Genomic DNA, 14,107 nt, shown 5'->3' on the forward strand with positions numbered 1-14,107 from the left:
AGCGGGCATCACGCGTGACCCGAGAGGCATCACACGTGATTGGCGGGGCATCATGCCGATGCCCGTCCAATCACACGTGATGCCCCTTCAAGCACGGGAGATGCCCGGCTGATCACGCGAGATGCCGGTTGGCGCTCGGTCAGTGGGCCGGGAGGTGGACCGTCACGCCGAGGCCGCCGCCCACGATGGGCTCGGCCGTCACCGTTCCGCCGTGGGCCGCCACCGCGGCGCGGACGATCGAGAGGCCCAGGCCGGCGCCGTGGCGGGCGGTGCGGGCCACGCCCGCGCGGCGGAACGGCTCGAACAGCTCCGGCACCGCGGCCGGGTCGACCAGGCCGCCCGACGACCGGACCCGCAGCGTCGACCACCGCGGCCCGGCCTGCGTCACGACCTCCAGCCAGCCGCCGTCGACGTTGTGGCGGACGGCGTTCTCCAGCAGGTTGCCCGCGATCCGCTCCAGCAGCGCCGGGTCGCCGAACGCGGACGCCGGCGGTGTCGTGAACGTCGCCCGGATGCCGCGTTGCGCAGCTTCCCGGTGCACCGCCCGCCACGCCCGGTCGACGACCACCGCGAGGTCCACCGGCTCGTGCACACCGAGCCCGGCACCGTCGGTGCGGGCCAGCAGCAGCAGGGAGTTCACCAGCTGCCCGGCGCGCTCGGTCGCGTCCCGGACGACGCCGGCCATCCGGCGCAGCTCGGCTTCGTCGGCGTCGTCGTCGGCGAGGGTGACGTCGAGTTCCGTGCGGATCACCGACAACGGCGTCCGCAGCTCGTGGCTCGCGTTGGCGACGAAGTGGCGTTGCGCGTCGAACGCCGCTTGGAGCCGGTCGAGCATGTCGTCGAACGTGCTCGCCAGCTCGGCCAGCTCGTCGCGGGAGCGGATCTCGCCGATCCGCTCCCCCAGCGACTCGACCGACAGCCGCCGCGCGGTCCCGGTGATCTCGCGCAGCGGCAGCAGCACGCGCGAGGTGAACGTCCAGGCGAGGATCGCCGCGGCCGCCACCACCAGCAGGAACGCGATCGAGCCGAACAGCAGCATCCGGTCGCGGGCGTGCACGCGCAGGTGCTCGGCGAGCGTGGAGGCGTCGACCGTGACGCCGTCGACGACCACCACACTGCCCGACGGCATCTGCGGGACGCTGTCGAGCGAGTCCCGCACCAGCGTCCAGGCGAGCCAGAGCAGCAGCAGGCTGACGGCGGCGACCAGCACGGTCGCCAGCAGGGTGATCCGGGCGCGGAGGGTGCGCGTGCCCGGCAGGTTCACGCGCGCTGCGGTGTGCCGGGTTCCGGCACGCGGTACCCGGAGCCGACGACGGTCTCGATGATCCCCGGCTCGCCGAGCTTCTTGCGCAGCGTCATGACGGTGACCCGGACGGTCGTGGTGAACGGGTCGGCGTTTTCGTCCCAGACCCGCTCCAGCAGCTCCTCGCTGCTGACGACGGACCCGGCGGCCTGCAGCAGCACCTCGAGGACACCGAACTCCTTGCGCGTCAGCTCGACCGGCCCGCTCGCCCGCCGCACGGTGCGCTTGGCCGGGTCGAGTTCGACGTCGCCGGCGGTGAGCAGCGGCGGCGCGGCCGGCGTGGCCCGGCGGCCCAGCGCCCGCACCCGCGCGACCAGCTCGGGGAAGGCGAACGGCTTCGCGAGGTAGTCGTCGGCGCCCAGCGAAAGCCCGTCCACGCGATCGGACACCGAGCTGCTCGCGGTGAGCATCAGCACCCGGGTCAGTTCCCCGGACGCGACGATCTCCCGGCACAGCTCGTCGCCGGACATCCCGGGCAGGTCCCGGTCCAGCAGCACGACGTCGTACCGCGTGACGGCGGCCTTCTCGTGCCCGTCGTCGCCGGTGAGCGCGACGTCCACCGCCATGCCCTCACGGCGCAGGCCGCGGGCGATCGCGTCGGCCAGGGGTTCTTCGTCCTCGACTACCAAAACTCGCACCAGCCCACAATCCCATATTTTCCTGAGAGTGCCCTTTAAGGACGGGGTGCCACCCAGCGCAGGGCGAACCACAGCCGCATCCGGACCTCCGGGTCCGCCAGATCCACTCCGAGCGCCTTCTCGACCTGCGCGATCCGGTGCCGGACACTGTTGCGGTGGACGCCCAGCTCGGCCGCCGTCGGTTCCCAGCCGCCGTGGTGGGCCAGCCACGTCCGCAGCGTCAGCACGAGCGACCGATCGCCGGCTTCGTCGAGGGCCACCAGCGGTTCCAGCGCCTTCGCCGCGAAACCGCGGGAAGCGCCCGGGTCCACCACCGCGTCGAAGTCCAGCGGCGCATCCCCGGCCACCACCGGTCGTCCCAGTGCCTGAGCCCGCGCGAGCAGCAGGTCGACCTCGCCGTCCGGCGGCTGCCCCGCCGGTGCCGGTGAGCCCACCGCCGCCACCCAGCCGTGCGCGCGCAGGTCCTCCAGCACCGCGAGCGGCGGCGCGGACCCGGCGATCGCCACGAACCGGCCGGGCGACACCGAGACCAGCGGCGTGTCCAGCCGGGCCCGCAGCCAGTCCGGGCGCCGGGCCACCTCGTCCGGGCCACGCCGGTACGCCGCCCCGGCGACCAGCCGGACCACCTCCGACCCCAGCAGCGACCGGGCCACCTCCGGAGGAGACGCGCGGCCGAGCAGCAGGCCGGTGGCCGCCGCGCCCAGCTCGGCCGCGTCCGAGCCCGCGCGGCCGACCAGGCCGAGCAGGGCCGCGCCCACCGCGAGGATCGCCCGGTCCGCCCCTTCGAACCGCCGGGACCGGCCGACGACCACCAGGTGCGAGGCCGTGGCCTGCGGGTACACCGGCTGGACGACGACGAACCCGCCGTCGAGCTCGGTCGTCGCGCTGCGGATCCCGCTGCCCGCCCGCACGGTCGCCATCAGCGCCCGCACCTGCGGCGGCAGCGGTGCCGGCGCGTCGTGCGCCGAGGCCAGCACGTCCCCGGCACCGACCAGGGCGACCCAGGACCGCAGCACCGCCGCCAGCGCCGTCGTCAGCTCGCCGAGCCCGCCACCCGCCGCCCGCGTCAGCGTCTCGCGTGCCGCCGTGATCCGCCGCTGTTCACGCTGCCCGGCTTCGGTCAGCGCGACGGAAACCGCCCGGTTGATCGCGAGGAACGGCGTGCGCGAGGGCACCACCAGCAGCGGCAGCCCGCGGCGCGCGCAGGCCCGGCGCAGGGACTCCGGCAGGGTCTCGTGCACGGTCGGGGTGAGGCCGAAGCCCAGCGCCGTCACGCCGGCGTCCCGCAGCCCGCGCACGTACCGGTCGATCCGCTCCGGCAGGTTCACCCCCGCGGTGAGGATCAGCTCGCCGCCCAGCAGGTAGGGCGCGGGGTCCTCCAGCTCACTGACGTGGGCCCAGCGCACCGGCAGGTCCAGCGCGCCCGGCCGCAGCGTCTCGGGCACGACGTCCAGCGCGAGCTCCCGGTTGCCGACCACGTCCCGTAACGGGACATTCACCTCGGTGGGCAAAGAATCCGGCATCCTGGCCATTTCATCCTGGTCGAAGTCGATTTGTGGATGAATCATCCCATGCCGGGGTGGTGGCGGGCGAACCTACGGTGACCCGAAACCGACGTGAGGAGGACACCGTGACCGGCGACTACGCGGTGATCGCGCTGTACATCGCGGGCATGCTCGGGGTCGGCTGGTACGGCCTCCGGCTCGCGAAGACGAAATCCGACTACCTCGTCGCCGGGCGGCGGCTGGGCTGGTTCATGTACTCCGGCACGATGTCGGCCGTCGTGCTCGGCGGCGCGTCGACCGTCGGCGGCGTGAAGCTCGGCTACAAGTTCGGCATCTCCGGCATGTGGCTGGTGGTCAGCATCGGCGTCGGCATCCTCGTGCTGCACGCGCTGTTCGCGCGGCGCCTGGTGCGGCTGAAGGTCTACACCGTCGGCGAGATGCTCGACCTGCGCTACGGCGGCCGCACCAGCGCGGTGTCCGGCGTCGTCATGTGGGGCTACACCCTGATGCTGACGGTGACCTCGACGCTGGCCTTCGCGACCATCTTCAAGGTGCTGTTCGACCTGCCGAACTGGGCCGGGATCGCGATCGGCGGCTCGATCGTGGTGCTCTACTCGGTGCTCGGCGGCATGTGGTCGATCACGCTCACCGACATCGCCCAGTTCGTCATCAAGACCATCGGCATCCTGGCCATCCTGCTGCCGGTCGCGATCACCTCCGCCGGCGGCTTCAGCGGGATGAGCGAAAAGCTGGACGCGAGCTTCTTCAGCTTCACCTCGATCGGCACCGACACGATCGTCACCTACTTCGTGATCTACACCTTCGGCCTGCTGATCGGCCAGGACATCTGGCAGCGCGTGTTCACCGCCCGCACCCCGGCGATCGCGACGTCCGGCGGCATCACCTCCGGCGTCTACTGCCTGGTCTACGGCCTGGCCGGCGCCCTGATCGGCACCGCCGCGCACGCGCTCTACCCGGACATCGCCAGCGCCCAGGACGCCTTCGCGACGATCGTCGAGCGGCTGCTGCCCACCGGCGTCCGCGGCCTGGTCCTGGCCGCCGCGCTGTCGGCGATGATGTCGACGGCGAGCGGCGCGCTCATCGCGTGTTCCACCACCACGACGTCGGACCTGCTCACCAAGCTCGGCCTGAAGAAGGGTGGCGAGGTCAGCCGCAACCGGCTCGCCACGCTGCTGCTCGGCCTGCTGGCCATCGGCATCGCGATGGTGGTCGACGACGTCGTCAACGCGCTCACCATCGCCTACGACATCCTGGTCGGCGGCCTGCTGGTGGCGATCGTCGGCGCGCTGTTCTGGAAGCGCGGCACCCGGCAGGGCGCGTACGCGTCGATGGTGGCCGGCACGCTCTCGGTGATCGCCTTCATGATCATCGACGGTGTCGACGCCAACACCCCGATCTACTGGGGCCTCGGCGCGAGCCTGGTCGTGTACCTGGCGGTCAGCCTCGCCACGCCCCGCACCTCCGAGACCATCCTCTCGGTCTGGACCCGGCGCCTGAACGGCGTCGAAACCGAAGAAGCGGCCACCCCCGCGCCCGTCGATGCCTGACCACGAGAACAGGAGCCCGCAGCAGTGAACGACATGCCCCCGGTCGGCCCGCTCGACTCGTCCCGCGTCCCCCGGTTCGCCGGATTCGCGACCTTCGCGAGGCTGCCCCGGATCGACCAGGTCGACCACGCCGACGTCGCCGTCGTCGGGGTGCCCTTCGACTCCGGCGTGTCCTACCGCCCCGGCGCGCGGTTCGGCCCGGCCGCCGTCCGCGAGGCGAGCCGGCTGCTGCGGCCGTACCACCCGGAGCTGGACGTCTCGCCGTTCGCCGAGCGGCAGGTGGTCGACGCCGGCGACATCGCGGTCAACCCGTTCAACATCGGCGAAGCGATCGAGACGCTGCAGCAGGAAGCCGAGGCGCTGCAGGCGAACGGGACGCGGCTGGTGACCGTCGGCGGCGACCACACCATCGCGCTGCCGCTGCTGCGGGCCGCGGCCAAGAAGCACGGCCCGGTGGCCCTGCTGCACTTCGACGCCCACCTGGACACCTGGGACACCTACTTCGGCGAGCCGTACACCCACGGCACCCCGTTCCGGCGGGCGTCCGAGGAAGGCATCCTCGACACGAGCGCGCTGTCGCACGTCGGCACGCGCGGGCCGCTGTACGGCAAGCGGGACCTCGAAGAGGACCGCCGGCTCGGCTTCGGCATCGTCACCTCGGGCGACGTCCTGCGCCGCGGGGTCGCCGAGACCGTCGACGCGCTGCGGCAGCGCATCGGCGACCGGCCGCTGTACGTCTCGGTCGACATCGACGTGCTCGACCCGGCCCACGCGCCCGGCACCGGCACCCCCGAGGCGGGCGGGATGACCAGCCGGGAGCTCCTGGAGATCCTGCGCGGGCTGCGTGACCTCAACCTGGTCGGCGCGGACGTCGTCGAGCTCGCCCCGGCGTACGACCACGCCGAGATCACCGCCATCGCGGCCTCCCACGTCGCCTACGACCTGGTGAGCCTGCTGACCCTCGGGAAGGGCGCATGACACGCATCGGTGGCGACGTCGTCGTCGAAACCCTGCGGGCCCTGGGCGCCGACACGGTGTTCGGCCTGCCCGGCCAGCACGCGCTGGGCCTGTTCGAGGCGCTGCGGCGGGCCGGCGACCTGCGCGTGATCAGCGGGCGCGTCGAGAACAACCTCGCCTTCGCCGCCGACGGGCACGCCCGCGCCCGGCTCGCGGCGGACCCGGACGGCCCGGTGCCGGTGACGCCGCTGATCGTCTCGACCGGCCCGGGCGCGCTGCTGACGCTGGCCTCGCTGCAGGAATCCCGGGCGGCGTCGGTGCCGGTGCTCGGCATCTCCAGCCAGGTCCCGGTCGCCGGCCTCGGCGGCGGCCGGCACGGCTACCTGCACGAGCTGCCCGACCAGCAGGCGAGTTTCCGTGACGTGGTGAAGTCGGTGCACGTCGTCCGCCGCGCGAGCCAGATCCCTTCCGCGTTGCGGGACGCGTGGACGTCCGCCGCGACCGCGCCCTACGGCCCGGTGTGGGTCGAGATCCCCCAGGACGTGCTGCTCGGGCCGGCCGGTCTGCCGCCGATCACGTCGGTGTCGGCCACCGCGCCTCCGCTGGAACCCCTTCCGGAGCTGGTCACCGAGGCCGCCCGGCTGCTCGGCGCGGCGGCGGACCCGGTGATCCTGGCCGGCGGCGGGGCGCTGCGGTCGGGGGCGCACGCCGAGCTGCTGGCCCTGGCCGAAGCGCTGCGCGCGCCGGTGATCTCGACGTTCGGGGGCAAGGGCGTCTTCCCGTGGGACCACGAGCTGTCCGGGCGGTCGTGGCTGGAGGACTGGCACACCACGGAGTTCCTCGCGAACGCCGACGTGCTGCTCGTGCTCGGCTCCGGCCTCGGCGAGCTGTCCAGCAACTACCGCGCGTTCGCCCCGCGCGGCCGGGTGATCCAGGTCGAGGCCGACCTCGGCAAGCTGGAGTCGAACTACCCGGGCCTGGGCATCCACGCCGACGTCCGGCACACCCTGCAGGCGTTGCTGGAGTGGGTGCCGATGCGGGCGTCCGACGGCCGGGCCGAAAAGGCGGTCGCGGGGCTGCTCGCGCGGGTCGAGTCGCGGTTGGACGGTCAGGACCTCGCTGTCGAGCGGAAGCTGATCGACGACGTCCGGGCCGCGCTCCCCGAAGGCACCCAGACGTTCTGGGACATGACGATCGCCGCGTACTGGGCCTGGTCGGCGTGGAACCCGCAGGGCGCGCCGATCCACACCGCGCAGGGCGCGGGCGGGCTGGGCTACGGCCTGCCGGGCGCGCTCGGCGGCGCCGTCACCGGAGGTCCCACGCTCGCCGTGTCCGGGGACGGCGGCGCGATGTACGGCGTCGCCGAGCTGGCGACCGCGGTGCAGCACGGCCTCGACGTCACGTGGCTGATCATCGACGACGGCGGCTACGGCGTGCTGCGCGAGTACCTCACCGACGCCTTCGGCCGGACGACGGCCACGGAACTGGCCCGGCCCGACTTCGCCGCCTTGGCGTCGTCGTTCGGCATCCCCGCCCGGTTGTCTTCTTTGGACACGGTGGGCGCGGACCTCGCGGAGGCGCTGCGCACGCCCGGGCCGTCCGTCGTCGTCCTCCCCGCATTGCTGAAGCTGTTCGCGCCGACCCACCTGGAGCACGCATGACCCGCACGCTCGACCTGACCGACCCGGCGACCGGCGAAGTCTTCGGCACCAGCGTGATCGCCACGCAGTCCGAAGTGGACGCGGCGCTCGAATCGGCGGCGCAAGCGTTTGCGGTCTGGCGTCGCAGCACTCCGGCGCAGCGGCAGCTGGCGCTGCTCAAGATCGCCGACGCGCTCGAGGCCAGGGCGGCCGAGTTCGCGGACCTCGAGGTGCGCGAGACCGGCAAGATCCGGTCCGTGGTGCTCGAAGAGGAAATCCCGGAGTGCGTGAGCGCGCTGCGGTTCTTCGCCGGCGCCGCGCGGCACCTGGAAGGCACCGCGGCGGGCGAGTACACGCCGGGCCACACGTCGGTGATCCGCCGGGAGCCGATCGGCGTCTGCGCGCAGATCGCGCCGTGGAACTACCCGCTGATGATGGCGGTCTGGAAGATCGCGCCGGCGCTGGCCGCGGGCAACACGGTGGTGCTCAAACCGGCCGAGACGACCCCGTCGACGGCCGTGCTGCTGGCCCGAGTCGCCGCGGAGTTCCTGCCGCCGGGAGCGTTCACCGTGCTGACCGGCGACCGCGACACCGGCCGCGCGCTGGTCCGCCACCCGATCACGGCGCTGGTCTCGATCACCGGGTCGACGCGCGCGGGCATCGACGTGGCCACCGTGGCGGCCGCGGACCTCAAGCGCACCCACCTGGAGCTGGGTGGCAACGCGCCGCTGCTGGTCTTCCCGGACGTCGACCCCGCCTCGACGGCCGAGGGCATCGTGGGTGCGGCGTTCTACAACGCGGGCCAGGACTGCACGGCCGGCAGCCGGGTGCTGGTCCACGAGTCGGTCCACGACGACTTCGTGGCGGAACTGGCGAAGACGGCCGCGGCGCAGACACCGGGCGTCGACTACGGGCCGTTGAACAGCGCGGCGCAGCTCGCCCGCGTCGAGGGCCTCATCTCGCGGCTGCCGTCCCACGCCCGCATCGAGACCGGCGGCACCCGCTTCGGTTCCCGGGGCTTCGCCTTCTCCCCCACGGTGATCTCGGGGGTGCGCCAGGACGACGAGATGGTCCAGGAGGAGATCTTCGGCCCGGTGATCACGGTCCAGTCCTTCGCGGACGAAGCGGCGGCTGTCGCGCTGGCCAACGGCGTCCCGTACGGGCTGGCCTCATCGGTGTGGACGAAGGACCTCGGCGTCGCCGCACGGGTGTCGGCCGACCTGGACTTCGGCTGCGTGTGGGTGAACACGCACGGCCCCCTGGTGGCGGAGATGCCCCACGGCGGCTTCGGCCACTCCGGCCACGGCAAGGACCTCTCGGCGTACGCGTTCACCGAGTACACCCGCGTCAAGCACGTGATGACGAGGTTCGCATGAGGGAGCGGATCACGGAAGTCTTCGATCAAGCCCCGACAGCGGTCCCAGCCAGGCCCTGAGCTGATTGATCATCCCAGAGCCTGCCCGTCCGGCCCCCGTCCGGCGAGGACGATCTTTTCACCGGCGACCGGCTTTCACCGGCGATTGGCATCCTTCTTGTCCCGCCGAGCAGGCTCATCCGAACCCAACCGCCCGGAGGCCCATTCGGTCACGCGCCGAGCCACATCCTGAGCGGTCAGCCCGACCCGCCCCAGCACCTCATCCCGGCTCCCGTGATCGTGGAAAGCCTGCGGCACGGCCAGATCCCGCAACGGAACATCACACTCGGCATCCCGGAACAGCGCAGCCAAGGCCGACCCGAACCCACCGTGCCGCCCACTGTCCTCGACCGTGACCACAAGCTTGTGCCGCGAAGCCAGCGCCACCAGCTCGGCGGGCACCGGAAGGACCCACCGCGGATCCACCACCGTCACCCCGATCCCCTGGTCAGCGAGCCGATCAGCAGCCGCGAGACCCAGCGTCGCGAAGGCACCGACCGTCACCAGCAGCACATCCGCGCCCTCGGCCGGCCGCCGCAGCACGTCGACGGTCCCGACCCGCTCGACGGCGGCGACGTCGGTGCCGACCTTGCCCTTGGAGAACCGCAGCGCGGTCGGCCCGTCCGACACCGCGACCGCCTCGCGAAGCTCCTCGCGGAGGGTCGCCGGGTCGCGCGGCGCGGCCACCCGCATCCCCGGCACCATCCCGAGCAGCGAAAGGTCCCACATCCCGTGGTGACTGGGCCCGTCCGGCCCGGTGATCCCGGCCCGGTCGAGCACCAGCGTCACCGGCAGCCGGTGCAGCGCGACATCCATCAGCACCTGGTCGAACGCCCGGTTCAGGAACGTCGAGTAGATCGCCACCACCGGGTGCAGCCCACCCATGGCCAGCCCCGCGGCCGAGGTGACCGCGTGCTGCTCGGCGATCCCGACGTCGTACCACCGGTCCGGGAACGCCTCGGCGAACTTGTCCAGCCCGGTCGACCGCAGCATCGCCGCGGTGATCGCGACGACGTCCGCACGCTCGGCGCCGATCGCCGCCAACTCGGCGCCGAACACGCCGGTCCAGCTCGGGCCCTTCACCGGCGGCAGGCCGGTCTCCGGGTCGATCGGGTCGGTCTGGTGCATCTGGTCGTGCTGGTTGTTCACCGCGGGCGCGTAGCCGTGCCCCTTTTCGGTGACCACGTGCACGATCACCGCGCCGCCGAACGTCTTCGCGCTGTGCAGCGCCTTCTCCAGCGCCACCTGGTCGTGGCCGTCCACCGGGCCGAGGTACTTCAGGCCCAGGTCGGAGAACATCGCCTGCGGGCTCAGCGCGTCCTTCAGGCCGGCCTTCGCGGCGTGCAGCGCGGCGTAGATCGGCTTGCCGACGACCGGGGTGTGCTTGAGGATCTCGCGGCCGCCGTCGAGGAGCCGCTCGTAGCCGGGCTGCAGGCGCAGCGCCGCGAGGTGGTCGGCCAGGCCGCCGATGGTCGGCGAGTAGGACCGGCCGTTGTCGTTGATCACGATGACGACCGGGCGGTCCTTGTGCGCGGCGATGTTGTTGAGCGCCTCCCAGCACATGCCGCCGGTGAGCGCGCCGTCGCCGACGACGGCGATCGCGTGCCGCCCGCCGCCGGCCAGCGCGAACGCCTTCGCCAGGCCGTCCACATAGGACAGGCCGGACGACGCGTGGCTGCTCTCCACCCAGTCGTGCTCGCTCTCCGCGCGCGACGGGTAGCCGGTGACCCCGCCGGTCTGGCGCAGCAGGTCGAAGCCGGCCGCGCGGCCGGTGACCAGCTTGTGCACGTACGCCTGGTGACCGACGTCCCACACGATCGCGTCGCGCGGCGAGTCGAACACGCGGTGCAGCGCCAGGGTCAGCTCGACGACACCGAGGTTCGGCCCCAGGTGGCCGCCCGCCCGGCGGACCTTGTCGACGAGGAAGTCCCGGATCTCGGCGGCCAGTTCGCCGAGGTCCTCGACACTCATGCGCTTCAGGTCCGCCGGTCCGCTCACGGACTCCAGCATCGTCACTCGTCTCCACCTCACTCGCTCGGTTCCGGCCAGTCTACGGAGAGCCGCTAGAGCGAGACCGCAGGCCGCGTCAGGCGTCACAACCGGAGCGCGACCGCACGTCGACACGCAGGGTGAATCTCCTCTCCCCGCACCGCTGTGGCGGTCACGCGGCGTGGCCACGAGAATGGGTCGCATGGCGGATTTCTTCATCGGTGGCGAATGGGTGGACGCGCTCGAAGGCGCACGACGGGAGATCCGCTGCCCGGCCGACGGCTCCCTGGTCGCGACCGTCGCCGAGGGCACCGCCAAGGACACCGAGGCGGCCATTGCGGCGGCGCGGCGGGCGTTCGACACCGGCCCGTGGCCCGGCACCCCCGCCCACCTGCGCGGTGACCTGCTGCTGCGCACGGCCGACCTGCTCGACCGCGACGCGGAGGCGTTCGCCCGCGCCGAGTCGCTCGACACCGGCAAGCGCCTGGTCGAGAGCCGGTACGACATGGCCGACATCGCGGCCTGCCTGCGGTATTTCGGCAAGCTCGCGGCGCAGGACGCCGGACGGGTCGTCGACACCGGCAACCCGGACGCGTTCAGCCGGATCGTGCACGAGCCGGTCGGGGTCTGCGGGCTGATCACCCCGTGGAACTACCCGCTGCTGCAGACCGTGTGGAAGATCGCACCGGCGCTGGCCGCGGGCAACACGTTCGTGCTCAAACCCAGCGAGCTCACCCCGCACACCGCGATCCTGTTCCTCAAGCTGCTCACCGAGGCGGGCCTGCCGCCGGGGGTGGGCAACCTGGTGCTCGGCGCGGGCGCCGAGGCGGGCGCGCCGCTGGCTTCGCACCCGGACGTCGACCTCGTGTCGTTCACCGGCGGCCTGGCGACCGGCAAGGTGATCGCCGCGGCGGCCGCGGGGACGGTCAAGAAGGTGGCGCTGGAGCTGGGCGGGAAGAACCCGAACGTGGTGTTCGCCGACGCCGACTTCGAAACCGCGGTCGACTACGCGCTGACGGCGGTGTTCCTGCACTCCGGCCAGGTCTGCTCGGCGGGCGCGCGGCTGATCGTGCAGCGGGAGTGGCACGGCGAGTTCGTCGACGAGCTGGTGCGCCGCGCCGAGCGGATCCGCCTGGGCGGCCCGTTCGACGCGCAGGCGGAAACCGGCCCGCTGATCTCGGCGGCACACCGGGCGAAGGTCGAGGCGTACGTGGCGGCGGCGCTGGCGGAGGGCGCGGTGCTGCGCACGGGCGGCCGCCGCCCGGACGACCCGGCGCTGGCCGACGGCTTCTACTACCTGCCGACCATCCTCGACCAGGTGAAACAGGGCTCGTCGGCGGTGGTCGACGAGTCGTTCGGCCCGGTGCTGACGGTCGAGACGTTCACCGACGAGGACGACGCCGTCCGCATCGCCAACGACACGCACTACGGTCTCGCCGGCGCGGTGTTCACGAACGACGCTTCCCGGGCGCAGCGGGTCGCCGGGCGGCTGCGCCACGGGACGGTGTGGATCAACGACTTCCACCCGTACCTGCCCCAGGCCGAGTGGGGCGGCTACAAGCAGTCCGGGTTCGGCCGCGAGCTGGGCCCGACGGGGCTGGCCGAGTACACCGAGGTCAAGCACATCTACCAGAACCTGCGGCCGGCCCCGCAGCGCTGGTTCTCGGGCTGAAACCCGCCTTATGCTGCGCGTCTACGGCGACGCAGGGGAGGCGGGAGTGGACGAGCAGCGAAAGCGTCTCCGAGGCCCACGGGCCGTGCTGGTGGGGGCGGCGGGCCTGGGCGTGATCGCCGGGCTGACCCTGCGGACGGCCGAGTACCCGGGCATGCTCCCGCCCGGAACGCCGGACCCGGAGCTGGACCTGGGCCTGCGCCTGGTGTGCGCGGCCGCGGTGCTGATCGCGGTGACGCTGGCGTACCTGACGTTCGCCCGCCACCAGGACGAGCCCCTGGCCATGGCGTGCCTGCCGGGGCTCGTGGTGACGGGCGTGATCCTGCGGCACCTGGTGGTGACGCTGCCCGGGGTGACCCGCATCCAGCCGGCGGCGCGGGTGATCCCGGGAGCCGGGGCCTGGGTGCTGCTCGTGTCGGGCGTGGCGATGACCGCGACCGGCCTCGCGGCGGCGTTCGCGGTGCGCCGGGCAGGCTGAGCAGCGGCCTCGCGGTTCTCGGCCCACGGCGCGGCGGCGACCGGGCGGCCTGCCGGTGCGCCGAGCAGCCACCTCACCGCCCTCGGCTCACCAGCGCGACACCACCGCACCACGGCGACACCCGCTACACGGGGGCCGAGCAGCCACCCTCCTGGCCCTGCCCGCGCCACCGTCGCACAGCAACCACTGGCCCTGCGGTGTGCTGGCGCGCCGAAGCCCAGCCGATCCCGGCGCCACCGAGCGACCAAAGCCCAGCCGACCCCGATGCCGCCAAGCGACCAAAGCCCAGCCGACCCCAGCGCCGCCAAGCGACCGAAACCCCCTCTCCCTCTCCCTCCCCCAGCCCGCCCTCCCCCACCTCCGCCGAACTGCGCTAGCCGCTCACCGCCTTCCGCCCCAGGAAGGCCGCCAGCCGGTCGGCCGCCGTCGCGTCCGGGGGTGCCGGGATCTCCGGCCCGAACGGGCCGCCCGGCTGCCGGGGCATCGCACCGAACCGCGACCGCCACTGCTCCAGCGCCCGCGAAGCCAGCTCGGGTGCCAGGTCCGTCGGCCGGCCCGTCGCGTCCGCGATGTCCCAGCCGTGGGCGAGGTACTCGTTCACCCGCATGTGCACCAGGAACACCCCGGGCACCTCACCCAGCGGTGTGGTCACCTGCCGGGAAAACAGCCCGGGCGCGGCCAGCACCGCCCGGGCCGCCGCCACCGACGCGGGGAACGCCTCGGCCGGAGCAGCGCCCAGGTAGTCGCCGTCCGGAGCCGGTGGGCCCATTCCGGCCCAGAACGCCACCTTCGCGTTGCCGTGCGCCAGGTGGTTCACCACCGCGCGCACGTCCCAGTCCGCGCACGCCGTCGGGAGCGCCCACTGGTCGGCACGGACCGCGGCGACCAGGCCGGTCACCGTCGAAGCTGCGAGGTCGAAGTCGTCGAGTGCAGTCATGAGCAC

General features: G+C 73.0%; 11 protein-coding genes. 6 read left to right on the forward strand and 5 right to left on the reverse strand.

Annotated elements, in window-relative coordinates; all coding sequences use genetic code 11:
* Positions 1–139: 139 nt before the first annotated feature.
* The 3 genes from ACWED2_RS15620 to ACWED2_RS15630 are packed head-to-tail and all read right to left on the reverse strand — an operon-like array spanning position 140 to position 3,464.
* The gene (locus tag ACWED2_RS15620) at positions 140–1,264 is read right to left on the reverse strand and encodes a sensor histidine kinase (RefSeq protein ID WP_449691141.1); all 1,125 of its coding nucleotides are present in this window, start codon (positions 1,262–1,264) and stop codon (positions 140–142) included.
* Positions 1,261–1,941, reverse strand: coding sequence for a response regulator transcription factor (locus tag ACWED2_RS15625; protein ID WP_043781112.1), 681 nt, complete (start codon positions 1,939–1,941; stop codon positions 1,261–1,263). The genes ACWED2_RS15620 and ACWED2_RS15625 overlap by 4 nt, the downstream gene beginning before the upstream one ends.
* Positions 1,942–1,976: 35 nt before the next feature.
* Positions 1,977–3,464, reverse strand: a complete 1,488-nt coding sequence (locus ACWED2_RS15630; RefSeq protein WP_449691142.1) for a PucR family transcriptional regulator — start codon at positions 3,462–3,464, stop codon at positions 1,977–1,979.
* A 107-nt stretch (positions 3,465–3,571) separates the two neighbouring features.
* Between ACWED2_RS15630 and ACWED2_RS15635 the strand changes: the two genes are divergently transcribed.
* The 4 genes from ACWED2_RS15635 to ACWED2_RS15650 are packed head-to-tail and all read left to right on the forward strand — an operon-like array spanning position 3,572 to position 8,987.
* On the forward strand, positions 3,572–5,014 hold the full coding sequence (locus tag ACWED2_RS15635; RefSeq protein ID WP_449691143.1) for a sodium:solute symporter: 1,443 nt from the start codon (positions 3,572–3,574) through the stop codon (positions 5,012–5,014).
* A gap of 33 nt (positions 5,015–5,047) precedes the next feature.
* Positions 5,048–5,992: an agmatinase gene (speB, locus tag ACWED2_RS15640; protein WP_449691200.1), complete on the forward strand. Its 945-nt coding sequence runs from the start codon at positions 5,048–5,050 to the stop codon at positions 5,990–5,992.
* A complete protein-coding gene (locus ACWED2_RS15645; protein ID WP_449691144.1) occupies positions 5,989–7,632 on the forward strand; it encodes a thiamine pyrophosphate-binding protein in 1,644 nt (547 codons plus the stop codon). Before speB ends, ACWED2_RS15645 begins: the two co-directional genes overlap by 4 nt.
* Positions 7,629–8,987 (forward strand): aminobutyraldehyde dehydrogenase, encoded by a 1,359-nt coding sequence (locus tag ACWED2_RS15650; protein WP_449691145.1) that lies wholly within the window; start codon positions 7,629–7,631, stop codon positions 8,985–8,987. Before ACWED2_RS15645 ends, ACWED2_RS15650 begins: the two co-directional genes overlap by 4 nt.
* Positions 8,988–9,121: 134 nt before the next feature.
* On the opposite strand, the gene dxs is transcribed toward ACWED2_RS15650, so the two are convergent.
* Positions 9,122–11,041 carry a 1-deoxy-D-xylulose-5-phosphate synthase gene (gene dxs, locus ACWED2_RS15655; RefSeq protein ID WP_449691146.1) on the reverse strand — a complete coding sequence of 640 codons (1,920 nt, stop codon included), beginning with the start codon at positions 11,039–11,041 and terminating at the stop codon, positions 9,122–9,124.
* Between the two features lie 175 nt (positions 11,042–11,216).
* On the opposite strand from dxs, the gene ACWED2_RS15660 reads away from it, so the two are divergent.
* Together ACWED2_RS15660 and ACWED2_RS15665 are read left to right on the forward strand one after the other, a co-directional pair.
* Complete coding sequence (locus ACWED2_RS15660) at positions 11,217–12,686, forward strand: aldehyde dehydrogenase family protein (RefSeq protein ID WP_449691147.1); 1,470 nt, start codon at positions 11,217–11,219, stop codon at positions 12,684–12,686.
* Positions 12,687–12,732: 46 nt separating this feature from the next.
* On the forward strand, positions 12,733–13,164 hold the full coding sequence (locus tag ACWED2_RS15665) for a hypothetical protein (protein ID WP_449691148.1): 432 nt from the start codon (positions 12,733–12,735) through the stop codon (positions 13,162–13,164).
* Positions 13,165–13,537: 373 nt separating this feature from the next.
* On the opposite strand, the gene ACWED2_RS15670 is transcribed toward ACWED2_RS15665, so the two are convergent.
* Positions 13,538–14,101 (reverse strand): TIGR03086 family metal-binding protein, encoded by a 564-nt coding sequence (locus ACWED2_RS15670; protein ID WP_449691149.1) that lies wholly within the window; start codon positions 14,099–14,101, stop codon positions 13,538–13,540.
* Between the last annotated feature and the right edge of the window lie 6 nt (positions 14,102–14,107).

Source organism: Amycolatopsis sp. NPDC005003, from assembly GCF_053600695.1.